This is a genomic window from Streptomyces sp. NPDC002181, assembly GCF_042890485.1.
GTDB lineage: Bacteria > Actinomycetota > Actinomycetes > Streptomycetales > Streptomycetaceae > Streptomyces.
In genome coordinates this window covers 125,193-150,282 of sequence record NZ_JBIASC010000005.1, presented here as the reverse complement: position 1 = coordinate 150,282, position 25,090 = coordinate 125,193, and the positions used below count along the sequence as shown (strand labels likewise).

Genomic DNA, 25,090 nt, shown 5'->3' with positions numbered 1-25,090 from the left:
CCGGGCGGCAGGCGAAGCCGCAAGGTGCTCGACCGCCCTGCGCAGCGAGCCCTCCTGCGAGGGATGGTACGACCGCCGGAAGGAGCGGGATATGGCCGTGCCGGGCTCTGTCCCGCTCACAGCCGCGGCTCCAGTTTCGCGAGCCGGCGCAGGGTGCCCGGCGCGAACCGGGACATCCACAGGGCGCCCTTGGACTCCGGGGTCACCGGCACCACGGCCTCGTTGCGCACCACGGCCCGCAGGACCGCCTCGGCGACCTTCTCCGGCGGGAAGTTGCGCAGCCCGTAGAGCCGCGAGGAGCGCTCCTGACGGCGCTTCTCCTCCGCGGCGTCGACCCCGGCGAAGCGCGAGGTGGCGGTGATGTTGGTGTTGACGATGCCGGGGCAGATCGCCGAGACCCCGATCGACCGCGAGGCGAGCTCGGCGCGCAGACACTCGCTCAGCATCAGGACCGCCGCCTTCGACGTGCTGTACGCGGGCAGCGTCTTGGACGGCAGGTAGGCGGCGGCGGAGGCGGTGTTGACGATGTGCCCGCCCTGGCCTCGCTCCGCCATCTGCCTGCCGAAGATCCGGCAGCCGTGGATGACACCCCACAGGTTGACGTCGAGGACCTTCTTCCAGTCCTCCGCACTGGTCTCCAGGAAGGGCCCCGACAGGCCGATTCCGGCGTTGTTGACCAGGACGTCCACGACGCCGTACTCGGCGGCGGTCTTCGCCGCGAGCTTCTCCATCGCCTGCTCGTCGCTGACGTCGACGCACTCGCCCCAGGCCTCGGGGGCCCCGACGAGCCGTGCCATGTCGGCCGTGCGGGCCGCGCCCTCGGCATCCCGGTCCACGCACACCACCCGGGCCCCGGCCTCGGCGAACGCGAACGCGGTGGCCCGGCCGATCCCGCTGGCGGCGCCGGTGACCAGGACGAGCTGGCCGCCGAACCGGTCGGCGTACTTGCCCGGGGCCTTCTGTTCCGGCGCCCGGGCGGCGGGCTCCTCGCGGGCGGTGACGAACTCGGTGATCCACGCGGTCAGCTGGTCGGGCCGGGTCCGCGGCACCCAGTGCTTGGCGGGCAGGGTGCGCCGCACCAGGTCGGGGGCCCACCGCTCCAGGTCGTCGTAGAGCCGCTCGGAGAGGAAGGCGTCACCGGTCGGGGTGATCAGCTGGACGGGTACGTGCGCGTACGCGTCGGGGCGCGGCCGGCGCATCCGGGGCCGTACGTTGTCGCGGTAGAGCCAGGCCCCGTGCGCGGCGTCCGAGGGCAGCGAGGCCGTCGGGTAGGAACCGGAGGGGACCTTCTCCACCCGCTCCAGCATCCGCGGCCACCGCTTGCCGAGAGGCCCGCGCCAGGCGAGCTCCGGCAGCACGGGCGTGTGCAGCATGTACACGTACCAGGACTTGGCGCCCTGGCCGAGGAGCTGCGCGGCCCGGCGCGGGGTGGGCCGGGACATCCGCTTCTTGATCCAGTGCCCGAAGTGGTCCAGGGAGGGGCCCGAGATCGAGGTGAAGGAGGCGATCCGGCCCTCCGTGCGGGCGACGGTCGCGAACTCCCAGCCCTGCACGGAGCCCCAGTCGTGGCCGACCAGGTGCACCGGGCGGTCGGGGCTGACCGCGTCCGCCACCGCCAGGAAGTCGTCGGTCAGCTTCTCCAGGGTGAACCCGCCGCGCAGGGGCGCCGGAGCCGTGGACCGCCCGTGGCCGCGTACGTCGTAGAGCACCACGTGGAAGCGGGCCGCCAGCCGCTGCGCGACCTCCGACCAGACCTCTTTGCTGTCCGGGTACCCGTGCACGAGCACCACGGTCGGCCGGTCCGCCTCGCCGAGCTCGACGACGCACAGCTCGATGCCGCCGGTGCTCACCCGGCGCTCGCGCGCCCCTTCGAGGCCCGACCCGTTGATCTCGCTCATGCCGCTCATGCTGCCCTCTCCTCGGCCCAGCGCCGCACGTGCGGCAGATCGTCGTCCAGCCAGAACGCGCTCTCCGCGGGATCCCGTGAGTCGGTGACCACCAGGATCTCCTCGAACTTCGCACCGGTGCCCCGGAATCCCAGGTGCGGCTCCACCGCCCACAGCCCGGGCTGCGGCGGGTGATCGGAGAAGCGGTACGGGCTCCACAGCGGGGACCAGCCCTCGCGGTGTCCGTGCAGGGCGTCGGAGGCCAGCCCCTTGAGGGACTGCGTCCCGAACCCGAAGGCGGTCGGGGACCAGCGCCGCTCCTTGACCCGGTCTATCTTGTGGGCGATCACGCCGAAGGGGTAGGCGCGGTGCCGGTTGGCGTACCCCTGGAGGATCATCAGCCGCTCGACGTTCTCGTAGATCTCGCGCAGCGGGCGGCGCTCGCGCACCTGGTCCAGGATCAGCTCGCGGTGCACCCGGAGATCGGACATGAGCCGGTCCTGCACCGGGTTCAGCCCGAGGCTGCCCGAGTACCCGATGTCGGCCGCGTACCCCTTGTACACGGGCGCCATGTCGAGGATGAACGGCATCCCCGGCTCCAGCTTCCGGTTCGTCGGGAAGAACTGGAGGGGGATCTTGAAGTTCGCGAAGGCGGTCCGGTCCCCGAACCACGCGAACGGCAGGTGGAACCAGTCCCGCACCCCGCGCTCGCGCAGCCACTCGCGCTGCATCCGCGCCGCCTCGCGCTCGGTCACCCCCGGCCGCAGCTGCGCCGCGACGGTCTCCGCGCACTCGTACGAGAGGCGCTGCACTTCCCTGAACCCGCGCAGGTCCGGCGAGAGTTGCGCGGGGCGTTGCCTGGTGTCCGCAGCCATGACAGCCGTCCGTCCGTAGAGCCGTACGCGCTACGCGCCCGTAACTTGACACTGATGAATGTGACAATGACCGGAGATCACGTCAAGGGTCGTGCACGGACCTGTGGACAACTTGTCCGATCCACCGCCTACGGTCCGCTTCGTCGGTCCGCCTCGACCGGTCCGCATCAGCCTTTCGTCAGGGTCTGTAGTCCTGAAGGCGGAGACGGGATGACGCTCCAGGTCTGACGATCGGCGCGGTCCGCGCCACTAACGTCGAAGCCGTGACTGTCATCGCGACCGAAAGCCTGAGCAAGCGGTACCCACGAGTGACCGCAATCGACCGGCTCTCCCTGGACATCGGGCCGGGAGTGACCGGCCTCGTGGGTGCCAACGGAGCCGGCAAGTCCACGCTGATCAAGATCCTGCTTGGACTGTCCCCCGCCACCGAGGGCCGCGCCGCCGTGCTCGGACTCGATGTCGCCACCCATGGCAGCGCCATCCGCGAACGCGTCGGCTACATGCCCGAGCACGACTGCCTGCCGCCCGACGTCTCGGCCACCGAGTTCGTCGTGCACATGGCGCGCATGTCCGGACTCCCGCCGACCGCCGCCCGCGAGCGGACCGCCGACACCCTGCGCCACGTGGGCCTGTACGAGGAGCGCTACCGCCCCATCGGCGGCTACTCCACGGGCATGAAGCAGCGCGTCAAGCTGGCCCAGGCGCTCGTCCACGACCCCCAGCTGGTCCTGCTCGACGAGCCCACCAACGGCCTCGACCCCGTGGGCCGGGACGAGATGCTCGGCCTGATCCGCCGCGTCTACACCGACTTCGGCATCTCCGTCCTCGTCACCTCCCACCTCCTCGGCGAGCTGGAGCGGACCTGCGACCACGTCGTGGTCGTCGACGGCGGCAAGCTGCTGCGCTCCAGCTCCACCAGCGACTTCACGCAGATCACCACGACCCTTGCGGTCGAGGTGACCGACACCGACGAGCACCCGGACGGCACCGCAGCCCTGCGCAAGGCGCTCGCCGGGGCGGGCCTGACCCTGCACGCGGGCGAGGAGCAGGGCCTGCCCGGAGCCGGCCACATCCTGCTGCTGGAAGCCACCGGCGAGGACACCTACGACATCGTGCGCGACACCGTCGCCGACCTCGGCCTCGGCCTGGTCCGCATGGAGCAGCGCCGCCACCACATCGCGGAGGTCTTCCGCGACAACGACCAGCAGCAGCTCGTCCGGAAGGGAGCCGGTTCCGATGGCGCCTGACACCTCGACCCAGATCCACAACATCGGCTACCGCTCCTACGAGGGAGCCCGGCTCGGCCGCGCCTACGCCCGCAAGTCGCTGTTCTCGCAGTCCCTGCGCGGCGCGTACGGACTGGGCCGCTCGGCCAAGTCCAAGGTCCTGCCGATGCTCCTCTTCGCGGTGATGTGCATTCCCGCAGTGATCATCGACGGTGTCGCCATCATGGTGCCCGGCTCCACGGACCTGCCGATCAAGTACACGACGTACGCCCTGACCACCCAGGTGATCATCGGCCTGTACCTCGCCTCCCAGGCTCCCCAGTCGGTCTCCCGGGACCTGCGCTTCAAGACCGTGCCGCTCTACTTCTCGCGGCCCATCGAGCGCGTCGACTACGTCATCGCCAAGTTCGCGGCGATGGCCTCGGCGCTGTTCATCCTCACCGCCGCACCACTGCTGATCATGTGGATCGGCGCGCTGCTGGCCAAATTCGACTTCGCGGACCAGACCAAGGGGTTCGCCCAGGGACTGGTCTCCGTGCTGCTGCTCTCGGTGCTGTTCGCCGGCCTCGGCCTGATCATGGCCGCGCTCACCCCGCGCCGCGGCTTCGGCGTCGCCGCCATCATCGCCCTGCTCGTGATCCCCTACGGTGCGGTGACCGCCGTCCAGGGCATCGCGTACAGCACCGGTGCGGCCGGTGCCATCGAGTGGATGGGCCTGTTCTCCCCGATCACCTTGATCGACGGCGTGCAGACGGCCTTCCTCGGTGCCACGTCCGCCTTCCCCGGCGGAGACGGCCCCTCGGCCGGTGTCGGAATCGCCTACCTGCTCGTCGTCCTCGCCCTCATCGCCGGCTCCTACGCCGCCCTGATGGCCCGCTACCGGAAGGCCGGGCTGTGACCACCATCGACATCGACCACACCTCCCGCTGGTTCGGGAACGTCGTCGCCGTCAACGACGTGACCATGCACATCGGCCCCGGGGTCACCGGGCTCCTCGGTCCCAACGGCGCCGGAAAGTCCACCCTCATCAACATGATGGGCGGCTTCCTCGCCCCCTCCACGGGCACCGTCACCCTCGACGGCGCGCCGATCTGGCAGAACGAGCAGGTCTACAAGCAGATCGGCGTCGTGCCCGAGCGCGAGGCCATGTACGACTTCCTCACCGGCCGCGAGTTCGTCGTCGCCAACGCCGAGCTCCACGGCCTCGACGACGCGGCCGCCCAGCGGGCGCTCGCCACCGTCGAGATGGAGTACGCCCAGGACCGCAAGATCTCCACGTACTCCAAGGGCATGCGGCAGCGCGTGAAGATGGCCTCGGCCCTCGTCCACGACCCGTCCGTGCTGCTGCTGGACGAGCCGTTCAACGGCATGGACCCGCGCCAGCGCATGCAGCTGATGGACCTGCTGCGGCGCATGGGAGACGACGGCCGCACCGTGCTGTTCTCCTCGCACATCCTGGAAGAGGTCGAACAGCTCGCTTCCCACATCGAGGTGGTCGTCGCCGGCCGGCACGCCGCATCCGGTGACTTCCGCAAGATCCGCCGCCTGATGACGGACCGCCCGCACCGGTACGTGGTCCGCTCCTCCGACGACCGGGCCCTCGCCGCGGCCCTGATCGCCGACCCCTCCACCGCCGGCATCGAGGTCGACCTGAAGGAAGGCGTCCTGCGCATCCAGGCCGTCGACTTCGGCCGCTTCACCGAGCTCCTGCCCCAGGTAGCCCGGGCACACGGCATCCGGCTGCTGACGGTCTCGCCTTCCGACGAGTCCCTTGAGTCGGTCTTCTCCTACCTCGTCGCGGCCTGAAGGAGCTGGCACCCATGTACAACCCCACCGTCGCCCGGCTCACGTACCGCGCACTGCTCGGCCGCCGCCGCGCTCTGATCCTCTGCGGGCTGCCCGTCCTGCTGATCGTCCTCTCGATCGCCGTCCGCGCCTTCACCGGCCTGGACGACAAGGTCGCCGCCGATCTGCTCGGCGGTTTCGCCCTCGCCACCATGGTTCCGCTGATCGGCGTCATCGCCGGGACGGGGGCCATCGGCCCCGAGATCGACGACGGCTCGATCGTCTACCTGCTCTCCAAGCCGGTGAAGCGCCCGACGATCATCATGACCAAGCTGATCGTCGCGATCGCCGTCACGATGGCCTTCTCCGCGATCCCGACCCTGATCGCCGGGTTCATCCTCAACGGCAACGGCCAGCAGATCGCCGTCGCCTACACCGTCGCGGCCCTCGTCGCCTCGATCGCCTACAGCGCCCTGTTCCTGCTGCTGGGCACCGTCAGCCGGCACGCGGTCGTCTTCGGCCTCGTCTACGCCCTGATCTGGGAGTCACTCTTCGGCAGCCTGGTCTCCGGCGCCAAGACGCTCAGCGTCCAGCAGTGGGCCCTGTCCCTCGCCGAGAAGATCGCCGGCGAAGGCTACGTCGATGCCACCGTCGGCCTGCCCACCGCGGTGATCCTGCTCAGCGTGGTGACCGTCGGCGCCACCGTCTACGCCGGCCAGAAGCTGCGCCGTCTCACCCTGGCGGGCGAGGAGTAGGTCCCCGCCGTACCGGCTCAACGCCCGGTGCCCCGCCCGGCCCACCGGCCAGGCGGGGCACCGCCGTACGGGGCAAAATCAGGGCATGGTCGAGCACCCCGAGCCCGAGCAGTCCAGGCCCGTACGGTCCTGGATACGCTCCTCGCCGGGTACGCACATATGGCTGCTGCTCCTCGCCGTCACGAGCGTCATCGTCGTGATCGCGCCCGACCACCTTGAGCACGTCCTGCTCCACCGCCACAGCAGCAATATCCACGAGCTCACCCGGCACCCCGTGAGGGCCCTGCTCTCCAGTGCCTTCTGGATCGAGAACCCGGCTTCACTGGCCCTGTACGCCGTCCTCTTCGAGCTCTTCCACGCGCCGGTGGAACGCTGGCTCGGCACCCTGCGCTGGCTAGCCATCGTCGCGACCGCCCACATCACGGCCACCCTGGTCAGCCAGAAGGTGGTCCAGATGGCCATTCAAGACCACCGGGCCCCGCACAGCATGGTCCACGTCGTCGACGTCGGCGTCAGCTACGGCCTCGCGGCCTCGATCGGTGTCCTCACGTACCGGCTCCCGAACCCCCTGCGCTGGCTCTACCTCGCCGGCGTCGTCGCCTTCTTCGGCCTGCCCCTCCTCACGGGAGGAACCTTCACCGACCTGGGGCACGCCATCTCGCTCGCGGTCGGCCTGCTCGCGTGGCCGCTCACCCGCCATCCGCACCCCCGGCATGTTTCACGTGAAACAGAGCATCACGCCGATCGCGGCTGACCCGCGGAAATTGACTGGTACGGGCCCTGCGCCCCGGGCAGAGTGAGTCGTGCGGGGAGCAACAAAAAAGGTCCGGAGCAGCCACTTCGAGCGCGCCTCGCGGCGCGGGCTGTTCCGGACCTTCCCCGTTTCCCGGGCGGTCCGTCAGGCGGCGCCCAGCAGTCGCTCCAGCACCACGGCGATGCCGTCCTCCTCGTTGGAGGTCGTCACCTCGTCGGCCACGGCCTTCAGCTCGGCGTGGGCATTGGCCATCGCCACCCCGTGCGCCGCCCAGCCGAACATCGGGATGTCGTTGGGCATGTCACCGAAGGCGATCGTGTCCGCCGCCTTCACACCCAGCCGGCGGGCGGCCAGCGAAAGGCCGGTGGCCTTCGTCAGCCCCAGCGGCAGGATCTCCACTATCCCCGGACCGGCCATGACGATGTCGACCAGGGAGCCCACGGTCTGCCGGGCCACCTTGACCAGGGCATCGTCCCCGAGCTCTGGGTGCTGGATGTAGAGCTTGTTCAGCGGAGCCGTCCAGACCGCCGCCGTGTCCTCCAGGTAGAGCGCCGGGAGGCCCCCCTGCACCTGGTAACCGGGCCCGAAGAGGACGTCGCCGTCCACTCCGTCCCGGCTGGCGGCGAGCGCCAGCGGACCGACCTCGGCCTCCAGCTTCGACAGCGCCAGACCGGCCAGCTGCCGGTCCAGCGTCACCGACGTCAGCAGCCGGTGCGCGCCCGCGTCGTAGAGCTGCGCGCCCTGCCCGCACACCGCGATCCCCTTGTAGCCGAGATCGTCGAGCACGCCCCGGGTCCAGGGCACGGCCCGGCCGGTGACGATGATGTGCGCCGCGCCCGCCGCGGTGACCGCGGCGAGCGCTTCACGGGTGCGCTCCGAGACGGTGTCGTCGCCACGCAGCAGCGTGCCGTCGAGATCGGTGGCGACGAGCTTGTACGGGAACGGGGCCGGGCTCACTTGGCGATCGGCTCCAGGACCTCACGGCCGCCCAGGTACGGGCGGAGCGCCACCGGCACGTGCACGGAGCCGTCGGCCTGCTGGTGGTTCTCCAGGATCGCCACGATCGTGCGCGGTACGGCGCACAGGGTGCCGTTCAGCGTCGAGAGCGGCGCGGTCTTCTTGCCGTCGCGGTAGCGGATCGACAGGCGGCGGGCCTGGAAGCCGTTGCAGTTTGAGGCGGAGGTCAGCTCGCGGTACTTGCCCTGCGTCGGGATCCACGCCTCGCAGTCGAACTTGCGCGAGGCGGAGGCACCCAGGTCACCGGTGGCGACGTCGATCACCTGGAAGGGCAGCTCCAGGCTGGTGAGCCACTGCTTCTCCCACTCCAGGAGGCGCTGGTGCTCGGCCTCGGCGTCCTCCGGCGCGACGTACGAGAACATCTCGACCTTGTCGAACTGGTGGACGCGGAAGATGCCGCGGGTGTCCTTGCCGTACGTGCCGGCCTCGCGGCGGAAGCACGGCGAGAAGCCGGCGTACCGCAGCGGCAGCTTCTCGGCGTCGATGATCTCGTCCATGTGGTACGCGGCGAGCGGGACCTCGGAGGTGCCGACCAGGTAGTAGTCGTCCTTCTCCAGGTGGTACACGTTCTCCGCGGCCTGGCCGAGGAAGCCGGTGCCCTCCATGGCGCGGGGACGGACCAGCGCCGGAGTCAGCATGGGGATGAAGCCGGCCTCGGTGGCCTGCGCGATCGCCGCGTTGACCAGGGCGAGTTCCAGCAGGGCGCCGACACCCGTCAGGTAGTAGAAGCGCGAGCCCGACACCTTGGCGCCGCGCTCGACGTCGATGGCGCCGAGCGATTCGCCGAGCTCCAGGTGGTCCTTGGGCTCGAAGCCCTCGGCGCCGAAGTCGCGGATCGTGCCGTGCGTCTCAAGGACGGTGAAGTCCTCCTCGCCGCCGACCGGGACGTCCTCGTGGACGATGTTGCCGAGCTGGAGCAGCAGACGCTTGGCGGCCTCGTCGGCCTCGTTCTGCTCGGCCTCGGCGGCCTTGACGTTCGTCTTGAGCTGCTCGGCCTTCTTCAGCAGCTCTGCCCGCTCCTCCGGGGAGGCCTTGGGGATGAGCTTGCCGAGCGACCTCTGCTCATTGCGCAGTTCGTCGAAGCGCACGCCGGAGGACCTGCGGCGCTCGTCGGCGGAGAGCAGTGCGTCGACGAGGTCGACGTCCTCTCCACGGGCGCGCTGCGAGGCGCGGACACGGTCAGGGTCTTCACGGAGCAGCCGGAGGTCAATCACCCCTCCAGGCTACCGGGCTGGGCTTCCTCGGCTCACACCGATATCACGCTGCGTGTCACTATGTCCCAATTGTGGAGAATGGAAAATGGTGAACGCGCTGGCTGGAAGTGCTCGTTCCCAGGCGGTCAATAAAAGCGGCCCATTCCCTGAAAAGGGGCACAGGCGCGCTATCCGGGCACCCCCTGAGCAGGGCGGGAGGCCCTTCCTTGTCCACAGGAATTGGCCGCCGGAGGGACTTGTCCACAGGCTGTGCGCCGCATCTGTGGACACGGAAATAGATCAATCCGCACCCGTGGCCCGTCGGGACCATTCAGGGTTCAAACCCCCCTCACACACTCATTCGGGTGGGAATGGCTCGCTCCAAAGAGTTGATCGGCGATGCGGGGGTGACGCCGTTCACCCTCCGCTCCCCAGCGCGAAACCTGGGCCCCCCGACCGATTTGTCGACCTTGTCGCGTCGCGATGTCGACTAGTCCACAGGTCTCCATCTCTGCCTGTGGATAACTCTGTGGACAGTGGACGAAGAGCTACGCCCGGCCGTCGAGGCAGCGCGTCAGCCAGTCGGAAGCGGCCATGAAGTCACCGTCGGAGGTTCCGGGCCGCGGAGCGCGCACGTCACCCTGAGCGACGCCGGCACGCGGATAGGAACCGAGGAAGCGGACCTGGGGGCAGGTCCGCTTGAGGCCCATGAGCGCCTCGCTGACCCGGCGGTCGGAGACGTGGCCCTCGGCGTCGACGGCGAAGCAGTAGTTGCCGATGCCCTCGCCCGTCGGCCGGGACTGGATCAGCATCAGGTTGACCCCGCGGACGGCGAATTCCTGCAGGAGCTCCAGCAGCGCACCGGGGTGGTCGTCGCCGAGCCACAGCACGACGGACGTCTTGTCGGCGCCCGTCGGCGCGGCCGGCCGGGCGGGCCGGCCGACGAGCACGAACCGGGTCTCGGCGTTCTCCGCGTCGTGGATCTCGGTGACCAGCGGGACGAGCCCGTACGTGGCCGCCGCGAACTCGCCCGCGAAGGCGGCGTCGAAGCGGCCCTCCTGGACCAGCCGGGCCCCGTCGGCGTTGGAGGCGGCAGACTCCCAGACCGCGTCGGGCAGGTGCGCCCGCAGCCAGTTGCGCACCTGGGGCTGGGCGACCGGGTGCCCGGTGACGGTCTTGACGTCCGACAGCTGGGTACCGGGCCGCACGAGCAGCGCGAACGCGATGGGCAGCAGCACCTCGCGGTAGATCATCAGCGGTTCGCCGGAGGCCAGCTCATCCAGAGTGGAGGTGACCCCGCCCTCCACCGAGTTCTCGATCGGCACCAGGGCGGCCGCGGCCTCCCCGTTGCGTACGGCGTCCAGGGCGGCCGGGACCGACACCATGGGGACGAGCTCCCGGGTCGCGGCTTCCGGCAGTGTGCGGAGGGCGGCTTCGGTGAAGGTGCCCTCGGGACCGAGATAGGTGAAGCGGGTGGCCGACATGTGATCAGCCTAATGCCGGGTCCCCGACCGCCGGGTCGCTGTTCATCCTTCGAGCAGCCGCTGCCCGACGTACTCCCCGTCACGCGGGCCGGGCGGGACCGCGTACAGCCCGCTGGACTCGTGTCGGATGAACTCCGACAGGGCGTCCCCCCGGTCCAGCTTCCGCTGGACGGGGACGAAACCGCGCAGCGGATCGGCCTGCCAGCAGATGAAGAGGAGCCCCGCGTCCGGAGTGCCGTCGGCGGCGATCCCGTCATGGAAGGAGAACGGGCGCCGGAGCATGGCGGCCCCGCCGTTCTGCTCGGGGGCGGAGATCCGGGCGTGGGCGTTCGACGGAATGACCGGCTTGCCTTCGGGGCCGATCTTGTCGAGGGCCATCTTCGTGGTCTCGGTGCCGCCGGTCAGGGGCGCGCCGGTGGCCTTCGTCCGGCCTATGACCTGCTCCTGCTGGGTCAGGGACTGCTTGTCCCAGTCGTCGAGGAGCATCCGGATGCGCCGTACGACGGCGTACGAGCCCCCGCCCATCCAGGCGTGCTCGGCCGGGCCGGGGCCGGCGGCGGGGACGAAGATCCGTTTGTCGAAGTCGGGCTGCGCGGGCTTCGGGTTGCCGGTGCCGTCGATCTGGCCCATGAGGTTGCGGGCGGTCATCGGGGCGGCGGTGGCGCCGGGGGACCGGTTGAAGCCGTTCATCTGCCAGCGGACCCGGGCGGCCTCCCCGGCCTCCTTCTGGAGGGCCCGCAGGGCGTGGAAGGCGACGAGCCCGTCGTCGGCGCCGATCTGGACCCACAGGTCGCCGTTGCTGCGCTGGGCGTCGAGCCGGTCGGCGGAGAAGTCGGGCAGCGGGTCGAGGGCGGTGGGACGGCGGGGGGCGAGCCCCGTGCGCTCGAAGAAGGAGTGGCCGAAGCCGAAGGTGACGGTGAGGGACGACGGTCCGGCGTCGAGGGCGATACCGGAGTCCGCACCCGAGGCGGGCTTGCCCGCCATCAGCAGACGGGCGGTGTCGGACCAGCGCCGCATCAGGGCGGCGGCCTCCTTGCGGCCGGCCCCGGGGGCCAGGTCGAAGGCGAGGACGTGCCCTTTGGCCTGGAGCGGGGTGGTGATCCCGGCCTGGTGCTCGCCGGTGAAGGCCACATGGGTGGCGCCGAGGGAGGCGAGGCTCCCGGCGGCCCCGGATGCGCCGGCCGGGGAGTCGTCGAACGCGGAGTGCGCGAGTGCGCCGCCGGTGGCGCCGAGCGCGAGTCCGGCGGCGCCCGCGGCGCCGACGGTGCCCAGCAGCCGGCGCCGGGAGATCTCGATGTCGGGGTTGCTCTCGGTCACGCTGGTCAGCCGATCTTCACGTTCTTCTGCACGGTCGTCTGGTCGATGTCGGAGGTACGGACGGTCACGTCGATCCGCCATTCCCCGGCCAGCGGCAGCTGGACACCGGAAGCGCTCCAGTGCCCGGGGGCCGCGCGCTCAGGGAGGAGCGGCAGAGGGCCGATGTCCTTGGCGGGGAGGGTGAAGGCGACCTTGATCTCCGGGATGTCGAGGGGCTGGCCCTGCGGGTCGTCGACCCACACGTGGAGCGAGTTGGCCCCGACTCGGCCCGGGTCGACCTCGACCCGGACCGACCCCTTGCCGTTCTGGCCGCCGGTGTCGAACGGCAGTGTGATCTTGATGGCGCGGTTGGGGACGGCGGTGGCCGCCGAGTCCCGCCCGCTCGCCTGCTCCGCCGTCCGGCCCGGCTCGGTGCTGGTCAGCACGGTGGTCACGGCGAGCAGGGCGATGGCGACGCCGGCCTCGGCGAGGACGGAGCGGCGCAGTCCCGCCCGGGCCGGATCGGCGTCGCGGGCCTGCTTCTCACGGGCGCTTTCCCGGGCGGCACGCTGCCGGGCGAGCTGGGCGGCCCGCTTGGGGTCCTCGGGAACGGTGACGGAGGCGGGGGATGTTTCACGTGAAACATCGCGCTGCCGGGCGATCTTGGCCGGCTTGTCGGCGGGGGCGTCGGTGAGCCGGGATGTCCACGAGCGGGAGACGTAGGCGATGGCGACGAGGACGGCGACGAGCCCGACCTTCACCAGCAGGAGCTGCCCGTAGCTGGTGCCGGTGAGGGCCGACCAGCTGCCGATCTGGCGCCAGGACTGATAGACGCCGGTGGTGGCGAGGACCAGGACGCTGACGAACGCGACCCGGGAGAACCGCTGGACCGCCTCGCGCTCGATTCCAGGGACCTTGTGGAGGGCGACGAGCAGGGCGGTGAGCCCGCCGAGCCAGGTGGCGACGGCCAGCAGGTGCAGGATGTCGACGGGCATGGCGATACCCGGCTGGATGCCGGTCGAGGCGTGCTCGGAGAGCGCCCAGGTGGCGGCGATGCCACCGGCCACGACCGTTCCGCCGATGCCGAGGCCGAAGAGCAGGTCGGCCGCCTCCTTGTCCGCCGCCGGCTGCTTGTCCGCCCCGCGGCCCTTTTCCTTGCCCGTGCGCTGGGCCGATTCACCCGCCTCCGCGGTCCTGCGGGCGAAGGCGCCGAACAGCACGGCGATGAACAGCGCGGCGGCGCCGAGGAGCAGCAGCCGGGATACGAGGGAGGCCCCGGTCTTGGTCTCCAGGACGGCCTTCAGGCCGTCGAGGTCCAGGGTGTCGGCGAACTTCCCCGATCCCGTGTACGGAGTGCGGAGCACCAGCATCGCGAGCGTGGCCGCGGTGAGCGTGACCCAGGCGCGCACGATGAGCTTCTGCAGCGGGCGCTGCGCGGAGCCGCGCCGCCAGCACAACAGGATGAAGGCCGCGCCGCCGACGAGGACGGTGAAACCGGCGTAGGCGGCGTAGCGCGCGATGTCGTACGCGATGCCGACCGGTCCGCCGCCCACCCGCGCGGTGGGCAGGGCCACGCTGGTCGCCGAGGGGGCGCCGATGGAGAAGGTGAAGGCGCCGGAGACCGGGTGGCTGTCCGCGGAGATGGCCTGCCAGGCGACGGTGTAGGTGCCGTCCGGCAGGCCGGAGTGCAGCGCGGTGCCGTAGCGGATGGTGGTCCCGCTGCACATGTCGCGCAGCTCACCGGTGTCCACCCGCTTGCCCTGCGGGTCCATGACGCGGATGGAGTCGTCGCCCATGGCGACCTGCTCCGAGAAGGAGAGGGTGACCTGGGCGGGGGCCGTGGCGACCACCGCCCCGTCCTGGGGGTCGCTCGCGGTGAGCGCGGCGTGTGCCGAGGCCGGGCCGGCCGCGGTGAACAGGGCCGCCAGCAGAGCTGCGAGGACCAGCGCGAGCCGCGGCAGGAGTGCCGTGGCCCGGACGCGGGCCGGGGAGGGGGCGATGGCCGTCATGGCGTGTCAGTACCTCGGTCCGTCAGTGGGCGCTGGTGTTCTGGCCGTTGTACGTACGCTCCTTGACGTCCAGCTCGACCTTGACCGGGTCGGCCTTCTCGAAGCGCAGCTCGAAGGTCACCTTGTCGCCGACCTTCGGCAGGCTCTTCAGACCCATGAGCATGATGTGGCTGCCACCGCGCTCCAGCCGGAGCTCACCGTTGGCGGGCACGTCCATGGCCGCGACCTGCTGCATCTTCTGGTCCTTGGTCTCGTGGATCTGCAGATCGTCGGAGAGCGGACTGGTGACGGCCGTGAGCTTGTCGGCCGTCTTGGAGTCGTTCTTGATGACCATGAACGCGCCGGCCATCTGGTCGTTCACGGGCTCCGGCATGAACGCGCCGCTGACCGTCATCTCCGGCTTGTCCGCGCCGGCCTTGGCGTCGGAGTCCGAGGAACAGCCGGATATGGCGAGCGCTGCCGTCAGGGAGAGGGCGGCGGCCAGGGTGCGGGTGGTGCGGGCGTTCACGGGTTCTCCCCCTTGACGATCTTCGGCAGGTCCTTGGTGTAGTCGTCGACGGTGGTGCCTTCGCCGTAGAGGAGGTAACCCTCGTCGGTCTTGGGCGAGAACGCGATGACCTGGGCGCCGTGCATGGAGACGACGGTTCCGTCGGCCTCCTTCTTCGGTGCCTCGATACCGATGCCGAGCTTGCGCGCGGCGGCCTGGATGGTGGCGAAGTCCCCGGTCAGTCCGGTGAAGGACGGGTCCTGGGCCTTGAGCCACGCGCCGAGGGAGTCGGGGGTGTCCCGTTCGGGGTCGGTGGTGACGAACACGACCTGGAGGTTGTCCTGGTCGGCCTTCGGCAGTGCCTTCTTGGCGACGGCGATGTTGCTCACCGTCAGGGGGCACACGTCGGGGCAGTGGGTGTAGCCGAAGTAGATGAGCGTCGGCTTGCCCTTGGTCTGCTCGCGCAGGTTCCACTGCTTGCCGGTGGTGTCCGTCAGGACCAGCTCCGGCTTGTCGAAGGGGCGGTCGAGGACCGTGGCCTTGCCGGCCTTGGTCTGGCCGCCGGCGATCTGGGTGACCGTGTTCGGCTTGGCGGCGGTCTCACCGCCGCAGGCGGTGAGGGTGAGCGCGGCCGCCGCCACGAGGGCGGCGACCGTCACACGAGTGGTGCGCATGAAGAGGTGTCCCTGGGATCGGGTAGGGGGGTGCGGGCGGGCCGGCCGTGAAGAAGGGCCGGCTGCGCGCGCGTTACTGGACAAGGGCATACGGCCTGCGGCCGCTCGGGGTCAGGAGGCGCGGCGGCGCGAGGCGACACCGAAGGCGACACCGCCGAGGCCGACGACGATGCCCGCGACGCCGAGGGCGCGCGCGGTCGTGTCGGAGGTGCTCTTGGCGGCCTCGTCGTGGCCCTTGTCGTCCTTCGCCGCCGCGGCGGTCTTGTCGTCGTGGTGGTCGTCGGCGGCGGCCTTGGCGGCGGTCAGCTTCAGGACGGGAGCCGGGTTCTGCGGCTCCGCCGCGCCCGCCTTCGTCTCCTCGATCCAGCGGACGACCTCGTTGTTGTCGTACGTCTGGATCGCCTTGAAGACCATCTGGTCGGCGTTGTCGGGCAGCTTGCCGACGGAGACCGGGAACTGCTGGAACTTGCCGGGCTCGATCTTGCCGCCGCTCCAGGTCACCTTGGTGACGGCCTCGTTGACCTGCTTGCCGTGGACGGTGAGCGGCTTGTCGAGCTTGCTCTTCTCGACCGTCACGGTCCAGCCGGGGATGTCCTGCGGCATGACGGAGGTCAGCGGCTGGTCCACGGGGAAGTTGACTTCCAGCTGCGTGGTCGAGGCGTTGTCGCGCTCGTTCGGGACCTTGAAGTTGATGGTCGCGTAGCCGCCCTTGACGGCGTCCCCGGGCTGCACGCTGACGTGCGCGAACGCGGTGCCGGACAGGACGAGGACGGTGCCGGCGGCAAGGGCGGCGGCGAAGGAGACGCGAGAGGTCTTCATGGCGGAACACTCCACTGGGGCAGGGGTGACGGTGGCTCCGCGCACGGGCGCGCGCGGAGTTCGCGGCACCTGTGCTCCCGCCGGATGCTCCGGGGAGGGGTGCCGCGTCAGGCTGCGAGGGCGAGCGCCGTGCGGGGCGGCCCGCGCCTGGTCACCGTGTGCTGGAGCGCGTCCCGGCCGGTGTGCGCGGCGTCTTCGGCGGCGGTACGGGCCGCCTGCGGGGGGCCCGCGGGCGTGCCCGCGAGCCCGGCGCCGAGAGCCCGTACGAAGGCCAGTGCGGCGCGCAGCGGACGTACCGGATCGGCTTCGGCGGAACTGCGGGACAGTTCCACGAGCCGGAGCAGGGCGGCGTCCCCGCGCCCCAGCAGCCAGCCCGCGGCCAGCGCGGCCAGCAGGTGGCCGACGAGCATTCCGGTGCTGAACAGGCCGGTGGCGGGCGCCGCGGAGGCCTGTGCGAGGTGCTCGTGCCCGGCATGGACGGGCGCCGCGCCCTGCGAAGCGGCCAGGGCCACCGGGTCCAGACCGGCGGTCTCCAGGATCTGCCGGGCGTCGGCCGGGCTCAGCGGGACGGAGTTGCCCCCGCAGACCAGCCGGGCGGCGAGCGCCGCGAGCGAGGTGTCGGCGGTGGCGGGTGCCTGGGCCGCGGCGGCGCCGTGCTGGCCGAGGCCGAACACCGCGTGCAGCCCGAGCTGTCCGAAGGCGAGACCGGCGGCGATGCCGGGCAGCGAACGCCGACGGCCCGCGAGCGGGGCGGCTACCGCGAACACGGCGAGGAAGGCGATGACCAGGGCCCACCACGGCACCGCGGCGCAGGACGCCAGCGCGTGCCCGGCCGCGGACAGCACGACGCAGACCGCGGTGAACACCGCGGCCCGGAACAGCCGGAGTCCGGCTCCGGCGGGCGTCGCGTGGGGGACAGTCATGGCCGGGCCATCATCGCACTGCCCTCACACCGTCCATACGGCAGGTCCGGAAGGTCGTGAGTGCCCCTGTACGCGGGCTTCACCTCGGGTGTCCGTGCCGGCCCCGGGCCCGTGCACCGCCGCATACACCGCCGCTTCGGAGTGCCGCATCGGCCGAATGAGGGCTGTGACGTCCGCCGGGGGCTTACGCCCCGCCGCGGGCGGCAATACGTAACCGTATGAGCATCTGGTGGTCTCTCCACTTGAGGCGCGAAGCCGCGAGCGTGCCGCTCGCCAGGCGGTTGCTGCTGGGGACGATGGAGACCGCGGGGGTGGACCCGGACATCTCCTTCGATCTGTCGGTGGCACTGACCGAGGCCTGCGCGAACGCGGTGGAGCACGGCGGTCCGGCGGCCGAGGCCGGTGCCGGCACGGAGTCCGTCCCGGAGGCGTGCGCGGAGTACCGCGTAACGGCGTACCTGGACGGGGACCGCTGCCGCATCGAGGTGACCGATTCGGGCCCGGGATTCCCGGCGGCGACGGTCGCGGGGCGCAGACCCCCGCCGGCCGGCCCCTCCGAGCCCTCGGAGAGCGAGCACGGCCGGGGACTGTGGCTGATCGCGGAGCTCGCCGACCACGTCAGACTCCGCAACCGGCCGGGCCGGGGCGCGGTGGTCAGCTTCGACAAGATCCTGAAATGGCGTGAGGGAGCGCTGCTGAAGGTGTCGTAGAGGCGGAAGGACTCCCGGATACGCCGATGGACGGGACTCGCGTACGAGATCCCGCCCATCGGAACCGAACTCGGGGCCCGGCCAGGGCCCTCGGGCCTCAGCCCTTGAGGCGCGCCATCCAGGCCTCGACATCGGCCGAGGCGCGGGGCAGTCCGGCCGAGAGGTTCCGGTTGCCGTCCTCGGTGACCAGGATGTCGTCCTCGATCCGGACACCGATGCCCCGGTACTCCTCGGGCACGGTCAGGTCGTCGGCCTGGAAGTACAGACCGGGCTCGACGGTGAGGCACACGCCCGGCTCCAGCGTGCCGTCGACGTACGCCTCGGTGCGCGCGGCAGCGCAGTCGTGGACGTCCATGCCGAGCATGTGGCCGGTGCCGTGCAGGGTCCAGCGGCGCTGGAGGCCGAGCTCCAGGACCCGCTCGACCGGGCCCTCCAGCAGACCCCACTCGACGAGCTTCTCCGCCAGCACGTGCTGCGAGGCGTCGTGGAAGTCGCGGAACTTGGCGCCCGGCTTGACGGCGGCGATGCCGGCTTCCTGGGACTCGTACACCGCGTCGTAGATCTTGCGCTGGATGTCGGTGTACGCGCCGTTGATCGGCAGCGTGCGCGTGACGTCGGCGGTGTAGAGGGAGTGGGTCTCCACACCGGCGTCGAGCAGCAGCAGGTCGCCGGAGCGGACGTCGCCGTCGTTGCGGACCCAGTGCAGGGTGCAGGCGTGCGGGCCGGCGGCGCAGATGGAGCCGTAGCCGACGTCGTTGCCCTCGACGCGGGCGCGCAGGAAGAAGGTGCCCTCGATGTAGCGCTCGGACGTGGCCTCGGCCTTGTCCAGGACCTTCACGACGTCCTCGAAGCCGCGGACGGTGGAGTCGACGGCCTTCTGGAGCTCGCCGATCTCGAACGCGTCCTTCACGGCGCGGGCCTCGGAGAGGTAGACGCGCAGCTCCTCGTCGCGCTCCTTGGTGACCTTGTCGGTCAGGGCCGTCTCGATGACGGAGTCGTGGCCGCGGACGCACCGGACCGGGCCCTCGGCCTCGGCCAGCTCTTCGGCCAGCTTGCGCACGTCCTTCGCCGGGAGGCCCAGCAGCTGCTCGGCCTCGGTGAGGGAGTGGCGGCGGCCGACCCACAGCTCGCCCTGGCCGGACAGCCAGAACTCGCCGTTCTCGCGGTCGGAGCGGGGCAGCAGGTAGACGGTGGCGGTGTGGCCGGTCTCGCCCGAGGGCTCCAGCACCAGCACGCCGTTCTCGGTCTGGTCGCCGGTCAGGTACGCGTACTCGGTCGAGGCGCGGAAGGGGTACTCGGTGTCGTTCGAGCGCGTCTTGAGGCGGCCCGCGGGAACGACCAGGCGGTCGCCGGGGAAGCGCGCGGACAGCGCGGCGCGGCGGGCGGCGGTGTGCTCGGCCTGGGCGATCGGCTCCAGCCCGTGCAGCTCGGTGTCGGCCCAGCCCGTGCGCATGCTCTCCGCGAGTTCGTCGCTGACGCCCGGGTACAGCCCGTTCTTGCGCTGCTTGTGCTTCTTCTGGGGCTGCTCTTCTTCCGGGGTCTCCGGGGTGAGCTCGTCAGCCACGTCTTCTCCTCAGCTACGACACGTACGACAGCTACTGCAGGACCGGGTAGGACCGTATCCATCGTATGTGCGAGGGGAAGACGCCCGGCGGCGGGTGTGAGGAATCAGTCAAAACGGGCAGCAAGCAGGACGATGTCCTCCACTTCGCCCCCCGTGGCGGCCATGGCGGCCGTCGCGTCGGAAGCGGCGGACGCGGCGGAAGCCGCCGCCGCGGGGGCCGCTCCGACCGGCGCGACCGCAGGATCGTCCGCCGGCAGCACGGCCCGCAGGATGTGGTCGCAGATGGCCGCCGGATCGTCCCGGATGCCCCGGGGGACCCCCGCGGCCGCTGCGTGCAGCCGCGCGTAGGCCCGGTCCATGGGGTCGCCGGTCCGCCGCAGGAGCCCGTCGGTGTACAGCAGCACCGTTTCTCCAGGTGCGGGTTCGATCTCCACGCTCGGAGCCTCCCAGCACGACAGCATCCCGAGCGGCGCGGAGAGCGTGGTCTCCACGTACTCCGTGCGGTGTTCACCGATGAGCAGCGGCGGGGCGTGCCCCGCCCCGGCCAGGACGATCTTCCGTCCCTGGCCGCCCGCGTGCGCGGATCCGGCGGGCTCGCAGTACGCGAAGAGCGCCGTCGCGCAGCGCGCGGGCTCGGTCAGGCGCAGCAGCAGCTCCAGGTCGGACAGGACCGCGACGGGGTCCTCCCCCTCCATGACGGCGTACGCGCGCAGCGAGGCGCGCAGCCGCCCCATCGCGGCGATGGCGCTGGGCCCGGCACCGGTGACGGAGCCGACGGCGAGTCCCAGGGCTCCCTCGGGCAGCGGCAGCGCGTCGTACCAGTCGCCCCCGCCGCGCGGTCCGGTGTGGTGGCGGGCGGCGAGCTGGACCCCGGGGATCCGGGGAAGCCGGCTGGGCAGCAGCTCCTCGGCGACCGTGGCCAGGCGGCTGCGGGAGCGTTCCACCTCAAGCATCCGGGCCAGGTGCTCGGCGCCGTGGCGGACGTAGAGCCCGGCGAGGTCGCGCTGGCGTTCGCTGGGTTCGGCCTGTTCGTCGTAGAGCCAGACGGCGGCTCCCAGCCGTCCGGTGGCCTCGGCTGTCAGCGGCAGCGCGTAGCTCGCGGCGTAGCCGAGCCGGGCGGCGACCTCGCGGTGGCGGGGGTCGACGGGGGTGCCGTACCCGCCCGAGCCGGGGGCGGCGTCGGGTTCGGGGAGCACGTCGGATCCGCCCCGGGCGTCGGGGAGTCCGTCGAGGATCCGGCCGTACGAGGTCGCGGTGCGCGGGACGGTCTCGATGTGCCCGAGGTCCGCGCGGCCGAGGCCGAGGCCGATCGTGGTCGTCGGACCGAGCCCGTCGGAGGGCTCCAGGACGATCAGGCCGCGGCGGGCACCGACGAGGACGGCGCCGGCGCGCAGGAACTCGTGGAGGGAGGAGTCGAGGTCACAGGCGCGGGCCAGCCGCTCGGTGAGCTCGTGGAGGGTGGTGAGGTCGGAGACCATCCCCGCCAGCCGGTCCTGGATCACGGTGCTCGGTCCGGGGACCGCTGCCGCTGCGGGGGCGGTTCGGGCGGGCGTGGGCGCCGCAGTTTGCGGGACCGCGGTAACTGCTGGATCGATTCCAGCCACTTTCGGCAGATGCGGGGCGCTCATGGCGTCCGCCTTTCCACCTGGTGCGATTCGCCATATAGCATCGCAAACCCCCAGATCGTGCTGCGCCGCCATCAATGAATCCACATCTACACGCACACGAGGATCGATGTCCAGCATTGCCCAGGTGGGAATCCTGGTGTCCGTGGGACGGCAACTCACTGTCCAGCCAAGGCTAGAACTTGGCTGGAAAAAGCCGGAAGCAGACGTTTTTTGCGATCGACTGGTCGGGCGTCAGAGCGGCTCCGGGTACCTAATCGGTGGTGCACGGGGAGAGTTGGCGCAGCCCGGCGGTCGCCGGGAACCGCCCGGCGCGGTCCGTCGTCCTTAGCGGCGGCAGCCGGTCTCGGCACTGGCGCGGGTAGCGTTCCGCCCCCGCCGGACGTTTCATGGACCCGTAAGAAAACTGCACGAACCGTGTGAACCTGCTTCAAGGCGGACAGTGACGCGAAACGTGTGCGTGTGGTGAAACACCGGTTACATGGTGTGATGTGGCCCTCGGCGTTCAACGGAAAGGAACGAGCGCTCATGCGCGAGATCCTCGGAAGGCGTCTCCAGCGGCTCCGCGATCGCTTGAAAACCCTCCGCCCCGCCCCCGGGCAGAGCGGTGACCCGGCTCTCCCCCTCCTCGACGCGGCGCTCGTCTGCGCCACCACCCGTCAGTGGCCGGTGCTTCCCGGCGTCGGCCGCTCCGTCGCCGACAGCAGCCGGTGCGCCTGCCCGGACCCCGACTGCGCCGTGCCCGGCGCCCACCCCTTCGACCCCGGGCTGCTCGCGGCCACCACCGACCCCCGGATGGTGGCCTGGTGGTGGACCAACCGGCCCACCGCTCCCATGCTGCTCGCCACGGGCGGGTCCGCCCCGTGCGCCGTGAGCCTGCCGGCCAACGCGGCCGCGCGGGCCGTCGTACGGCTGGACGCGCAGGGCATGCGGCTCGGGCCGATCGTGGCCACGCCCACCCGCTGGGCGCTGCTGGTCGCGCCCTACTCGCTGGAGCGGCTCGGCGAACTCCTGTACGCCAAGGACCATGTGCCCTCCGCCTTGCGCTTCCACGGCGAGGGCGGCTATCTGTTGCTCCCGCCCTCCCCCGCGTCGGGCGGCGGGCAGGTGCGGTGGGAGCGTGAACCGGCGGACGACGGCGACCCGTGGCTGCCGGAGGTCGAGGCCGTCGTGCACGCGCTGGTCGAGGCGAGTACCGGGGCCTCGGGCGGCGGAAGCCGGCTCGCGTACTGAACCGGCCGCCGGACGCCCGCCGATCACTCGTACGGGTGCCAGCGGGACGAGTTTCCAAGGGAATTGGGCGCGGGGATCTCCGCGCCCCATTCCCGCATCGCTATCTTCGCCGAATGAATCTCCGCTTGATCGGTATCAGCGCCGGTGTGCTGATCATCTTGTCGCTCCCGCTGGCAGGGGCGATCGCCGGACCGGATTTCGCCGGTCAGGACGACGGAAAAGGCGGCGGGCTGCTCTCCTCGCTCGGACTGGCCGATCCGGCGTCCGGATCCCGTACGCCGACACCGGCCGCGGGGCCGGGGCGGCAGGACGGGCCGCCGCGGACGGGGCAGCCCGGGCGCCTGCCTGCCGCTGCCGAAGAGCCGCAGCCCGGTCCGTCCGAGCAGCCCCGTACGGATTCGAGGTGCGGACCCGAACTCTCTTCCCCGCAAGGCCTGGAGGCGCAGACTTGCGTCCTCGCGGGTGAGGGTCGGACGTGGGGGCGCAGCTACTACCGCAACACGAGCGGGCGCGCACTGGACGCGGTCCTGACGGTGATGGGACCGGCGGGGCGCACGGTGCAGATCCGCTGTGCGGTGGGGGCCGACGACGAGCCGGGGCTGTGCGAGACGCCGCGTGAGGACTCGACGGGGGCGCCGGACGCCTACTCGGCAGTTGCGGAGTTTGCAGTTCCGGATGACGAAGGGCGGTTGCTGCTGCGGTCCGGGAGCAACTCACCGGCACCTGCCGACGGTTGAACGACGGCGGAAATGGAAGGGCCCGGTCGCTGGCGACGGGGGATGCACCAGCGACCGGGCTACAAGAACGGTAACAAGAGATCGCCTGTTCGCAAATTCGATCTCTGATATTCAGACACCGATTTGCAGGCGATTAGCGGGAGTTGTGACCCCAGTCACCGCTCCTGCGGGTGCTCGGCGGTCAGCTCAGCGTGACCTGGCGGTTGGTGAGTCCGCCGCGCGCCCGGCGCTCGTCCGCGGTCAGCGGGGCATCCGAGGCCAGGGCCGTGGCCAGCCGCTCCGCGAACTCCGCCGCGGGCTTCTCCACGTCGTCGGCGGTCACTCCGGTCGGCAGGTCCCAGACGGGGACCACGAGTCCGTGCGCCCGGAAGGAACCGACCAGTCGGGTGTCTTCGCCGAGCGAGGAGGTGCCGGCGGCGTGCAGCCGCGCGAGGGCGTCGAGCAGCTTCTCCTCGGGGTGCGGCATGACCCAGCGCAGGTGGTTCTTGTCCGGGGTCTCGCACCAGTAGGCCGCGTCCACGCCGGCCAGCTTGACCGTCGGGATCGCGGCGGCGTTGGCGCGCTCAAGGGAGGCGGCGATCTCCGGGGAGGCGCTCTGGGCGCTCTCCGCATCCGGAATCCAGAATTCGAACCCGCTGTGCACAACCGGCTCGAAAACGCCGTCCGTGTCCAGGAGATCCTGAAGTCGGGGGCCTTCGGCGGGAACGCGGCGGGCCGCCACCGGAGTGCCCGGCTCCGCGACGAGCGCGCGCTCCAGGGTGTCGGCCATGTCCCGGGCGAGGTCCCCGGTGGTCGAGTCGTTCTGGAGGCCGAGCAGGACGGACCCGTCCTCGCGGCGCAGCGCCGGCCAGGCCATGGGCAGTACGGTCACCAGCGTGACGGACGGGACGCCCTCGGGCAGGCCGCCCTTGAGCGTGAGGGGGATGGTCGCCGCGGGCACGAGCTCGCGCAGCGCCACCCAGTCGCACTCGCCGGGCAGGCCCTCGAAGGGGCGCGCCACGTGCTCGGTGACGGCGTGTGCGGCGGCTGCGCCGTGGCAGGCCTTGTAACGGCGCCCGGATCCGCAGGGGCAGGGCTCGCGTGCGCCCACCACCGGGATCTCCCCGTTCTTGAGCTGCGGCTTTGCAGTCTTCGCTGCGGGGCGCTTCTTGGCCATCGTGGGTGTCTCCCGGTTGCGGCGGTACGGCGTTGTGTCTGGGCGCGAGCCTAGCCGTTCGTACCGCCGCAGCCGGGAGGGTGCGGCCGGGAGCACGGTCGGCGTGCGCTCCCGGCGGCCGCTCGTTCGGACGGCCGGTCTTGCGCGTCCTGCCTGCGGGTGCCGTGGCAGCGGACCGGGGTCGGGATCCGGGTCGGGGATCCGAGCCGTGATCCGGTCACGGACGGAGATCGTCGAAGGCCGTGCTGAAGTCGATCGCCGGGGGCGCAACGCGCGTAGCGAAATCCTCGTGCCGGGCCCCGCACGCAACGGTCACCCATACGGTGACCTCGCCTGCCGCTCCGTCCCGGACACCCCAGTCCTGGGCGAGGGCGCTGATGATGTTCAGCCCCCGGCCGCCGCGCGCGGTGACCGAGGGCGTGGCCGGAACCGGGCGGGTGGGACCGCCTCCGTCCGTGACCTCGACCGTCAGCCGCCCCGCCTTGTCGATGCGCCACGCGGCGCGTATCTCCCCGTCCCCCATCTCGCCGGCGCCCAGCGGTCTGCCGTGCCGGCAGGCGTTGCTGAGCAGTTCGGAAAGGATCAGTACGGCATCGTCCACGACCGATTCGGACACCCCGCTCATGCGCAATTGCTCACGCATGCGGCGCCTCGCCTCACCCACGCCCGCAGGACCATGGCATACGTCCATGCACGAAGACGTGGGCACTTCCTGTGCCACCACCAACGCCACCCCCGGAACCTCCTTAGCCCCACGCCATGGTCTGGATGCCCCAATGGCCTGGACCGGAAACCGGTCAAGCGGAGCCCTCTGACGCATTCATGCGGGCGATTGCGGAGCGGATGCGCCGGTGCACACCCTGTCACGCACGTGGCGCGCGG

Annotated in this window: 23 protein-coding genes; 8 read left to right on the top strand and 15 right to left on the bottom strand. The window is 71.2% G+C overall.

Features of this window, described 5'->3' with window-relative positions; genetic code table 11:
* Positions 1 to 116: 116 nt before the first annotated feature.
* Positions 117 to 1,907, bottom strand: coding sequence for an SDR family oxidoreductase (locus tag ACFYXV_RS15720; protein WP_385463724.1), 1,791 nt, complete (start codon positions 1,905 to 1,907; stop codon positions 117 to 119).
* A complete protein-coding gene (locus ACFYXV_RS15715) occupies positions 1,904 to 2,761 on the bottom strand; it encodes a M24 family metallopeptidase (protein WP_385463727.1) in 858 nt (285 codons plus the stop codon). Before ACFYXV_RS15715 ends, ACFYXV_RS15720 begins: the two co-directional genes overlap by 4 nt.
* Before the next feature lie 263 nt (positions 2,762 to 3,024).
* On the opposite strand from ACFYXV_RS15715, the gene ACFYXV_RS15710 reads away from it, so the two are divergent.
* From ACFYXV_RS15710 to ACFYXV_RS15690, 5 genes are all read left to right on the top strand, one after another.
* The gene (locus ACFYXV_RS15710) at positions 3,025 to 4,008 is read left to right on the top strand and encodes an ABC transporter ATP-binding protein (protein ID WP_383336867.1); all 984 of its coding nucleotides are present in this window, start codon (positions 3,025 to 3,027) and stop codon (positions 4,006 to 4,008) included.
* Positions 3,998 to 4,885 carry an ABC transporter permease subunit gene (locus tag ACFYXV_RS15705; protein ID WP_389383146.1) on the top strand — a complete coding sequence of 296 codons (888 nt, stop codon included), beginning with the start codon at positions 3,998 to 4,000 and terminating at the stop codon, positions 4,883 to 4,885. Before ACFYXV_RS15710 ends, ACFYXV_RS15705 begins: the two co-directional genes overlap by 11 nt.
* The gene (locus tag ACFYXV_RS15700; protein WP_099890725.1) at positions 4,882 to 5,793 is read left to right on the top strand and encodes an ABC transporter ATP-binding protein; all 912 of its coding nucleotides are present in this window, start codon (positions 4,882 to 4,884) and stop codon (positions 5,791 to 5,793) included. The genes ACFYXV_RS15705 and ACFYXV_RS15700 overlap by 4 nt, the downstream gene beginning before the upstream one ends.
* Before the next feature lie 14 nt (positions 5,794 to 5,807).
* A complete protein-coding gene (locus ACFYXV_RS15695; RefSeq protein WP_383336861.1) occupies positions 5,808 to 6,527 on the top strand; it encodes an ABC transporter permease in 720 nt (239 codons plus the stop codon).
* 85 nt (positions 6,528 to 6,612) lie between these two features.
* Positions 6,613 to 7,281, top strand: a complete 669-nt coding sequence (locus ACFYXV_RS15690; RefSeq protein ID WP_385463737.1) for a rhomboid-like protein — start codon at positions 6,613 to 6,615, stop codon at positions 7,279 to 7,281.
* Positions 7,282 to 7,425: 144 nt separating this feature from the next.
* Here ACFYXV_RS15690 and ACFYXV_RS15685 read toward each other — a convergent pair whose 3' ends face one another.
* The 9 genes from ACFYXV_RS15685 to ACFYXV_RS15645 form a co-directional block, all read right to left on the bottom strand.
* Positions 7,426 to 8,238: an HAD family hydrolase gene (locus tag ACFYXV_RS15685; protein ID WP_385463740.1), complete on the bottom strand. Its 813-nt coding sequence runs from the start codon at positions 8,236 to 8,238 to the stop codon at positions 7,426 to 7,428.
* Positions 8,235 to 9,512 carry a serine--tRNA ligase gene (gene serS, locus ACFYXV_RS15680; protein WP_389383144.1) on the bottom strand — a complete coding sequence of 426 codons (1,278 nt, stop codon included), beginning with the start codon at positions 9,510 to 9,512 and terminating at the stop codon, positions 8,235 to 8,237. The genes ACFYXV_RS15685 and serS overlap by 4 nt, the downstream gene beginning before the upstream one ends.
* 527 nt (positions 9,513 to 10,039) lie before the next feature.
* Entirely contained in the window at positions 10,040 to 10,975 is a 936-nt protein-coding gene (gene pheA / locus ACFYXV_RS15675) for a prephenate dehydratase (protein WP_385463744.1), read from the bottom strand.
* 42 nt (positions 10,976 to 11,017) lie between these two features.
* Positions 11,018 to 12,373, bottom strand: a complete 1,356-nt coding sequence (gene efeB / locus ACFYXV_RS15670) for an iron uptake transporter deferrochelatase/peroxidase subunit (protein ID WP_389383143.1) — start codon at positions 12,371 to 12,373, stop codon at positions 11,018 to 11,020.
* Positions 12,298 to 14,280 (bottom strand): copper resistance CopC/CopD family protein, encoded by a 1,983-nt coding sequence (locus ACFYXV_RS15665; protein WP_389383142.1) that lies wholly within the window; start codon positions 14,278 to 14,280, stop codon positions 12,298 to 12,300. The genes efeB and ACFYXV_RS15665 overlap by 76 nt, the downstream gene beginning before the upstream one ends.
* A 22-nt stretch (positions 14,281 to 14,302) precedes the next feature.
* On the bottom strand, positions 14,303 to 14,788 hold the full coding sequence (locus ACFYXV_RS15660; RefSeq protein WP_389383141.1) for a copper chaperone PCu(A)C: 486 nt from the start codon (positions 14,786 to 14,788) through the stop codon (positions 14,303 to 14,305).
* The gene (locus ACFYXV_RS15655; protein ID WP_385463756.1) at positions 14,785 to 15,441 is read right to left on the bottom strand and encodes an SCO family protein; all 657 of its coding nucleotides are present in this window, start codon (positions 15,439 to 15,441) and stop codon (positions 14,785 to 14,787) included. The genes ACFYXV_RS15660 and ACFYXV_RS15655 overlap by 4 nt, the downstream gene beginning before the upstream one ends.
* Before the next feature lie 111 nt (positions 15,442 to 15,552).
* A complete protein-coding gene (locus ACFYXV_RS15650) occupies positions 15,553 to 16,260 on the bottom strand; it encodes a YcnI family protein (protein ID WP_389383140.1) in 708 nt (235 codons plus the stop codon).
* A gap of 107 nt (positions 16,261 to 16,367) precedes the next feature.
* Entirely contained in the window at positions 16,368 to 17,183 is an 816-nt protein-coding gene (locus tag ACFYXV_RS15645; RefSeq protein ID WP_385463762.1) for a hypothetical protein, read from the bottom strand.
* Positions 17,184 to 17,401: 218 nt separating this feature from the next.
* On the opposite strand from ACFYXV_RS15645, the gene ACFYXV_RS15640 reads away from it, so the two are divergent.
* Entirely contained in the window at positions 17,402 to 17,893 is a 492-nt protein-coding gene (locus tag ACFYXV_RS15640; protein WP_389383139.1) for an ATP-binding protein, read from the top strand.
* Positions 17,894 to 17,990: 97 nt separating this feature from the next.
* Here ACFYXV_RS15640 and ACFYXV_RS15635 read toward each other — a convergent pair whose 3' ends face one another.
* Both ACFYXV_RS15635 and ACFYXV_RS15630 read right to left on the bottom strand, forming a co-directional pair.
* Positions 17,991 to 19,457 carry an aminopeptidase P family protein gene (locus tag ACFYXV_RS15635; RefSeq protein WP_385463768.1) on the bottom strand — a complete coding sequence of 489 codons (1,467 nt, stop codon included), beginning with the start codon at positions 19,455 to 19,457 and terminating at the stop codon, positions 17,991 to 17,993.
* A 104-nt stretch (positions 19,458 to 19,561) separates the two neighbouring features.
* The gene (locus ACFYXV_RS15630; RefSeq protein WP_385463771.1) at positions 19,562 to 21,202 is read right to left on the bottom strand and encodes a PP2C family protein-serine/threonine phosphatase; all 1,641 of its coding nucleotides are present in this window, start codon (positions 21,200 to 21,202) and stop codon (positions 19,562 to 19,564) included.
* A 408-nt stretch (positions 21,203 to 21,610) separates the two neighbouring features.
* Between ACFYXV_RS15630 and ACFYXV_RS15625 the strand changes: the two genes are divergently transcribed.
* Both ACFYXV_RS15625 and ACFYXV_RS15620 read left to right on the top strand, forming a co-directional pair.
* A complete protein-coding gene (locus tag ACFYXV_RS15625) occupies positions 21,611 to 22,315 on the top strand; it encodes a bifunctional DNA primase/polymerase (RefSeq protein ID WP_385463774.1) in 705 nt (234 codons plus the stop codon).
* A 125-nt stretch (positions 22,316 to 22,440) separates the two neighbouring features.
* Complete coding sequence (locus tag ACFYXV_RS15620) at positions 22,441 to 23,052, top strand: hypothetical protein (RefSeq protein ID WP_389383138.1); 612 nt, start codon at positions 22,441 to 22,443, stop codon at positions 23,050 to 23,052.
* A gap of 181 nt (positions 23,053 to 23,233) precedes the next feature.
* Here the strand turns inward: ACFYXV_RS15620 and ACFYXV_RS15615 are convergent, their stop codons facing one another.
* The gene (locus ACFYXV_RS15615; RefSeq protein WP_389383137.1) at positions 23,234 to 24,208 is read right to left on the bottom strand and encodes a DUF5926 family protein; all 975 of its coding nucleotides are present in this window, start codon (positions 24,206 to 24,208) and stop codon (positions 23,234 to 23,236) included.
* A gap of 217 nt (positions 24,209 to 24,425) precedes the next feature.
* Complete coding sequence (locus ACFYXV_RS15610) at positions 24,426 to 25,028, bottom strand: ATP-binding protein (protein WP_383336824.1); 603 nt, start codon at positions 25,026 to 25,028, stop codon at positions 24,426 to 24,428.
* Positions 25,029 to 25,090 lie beyond the last annotated feature (62 nt).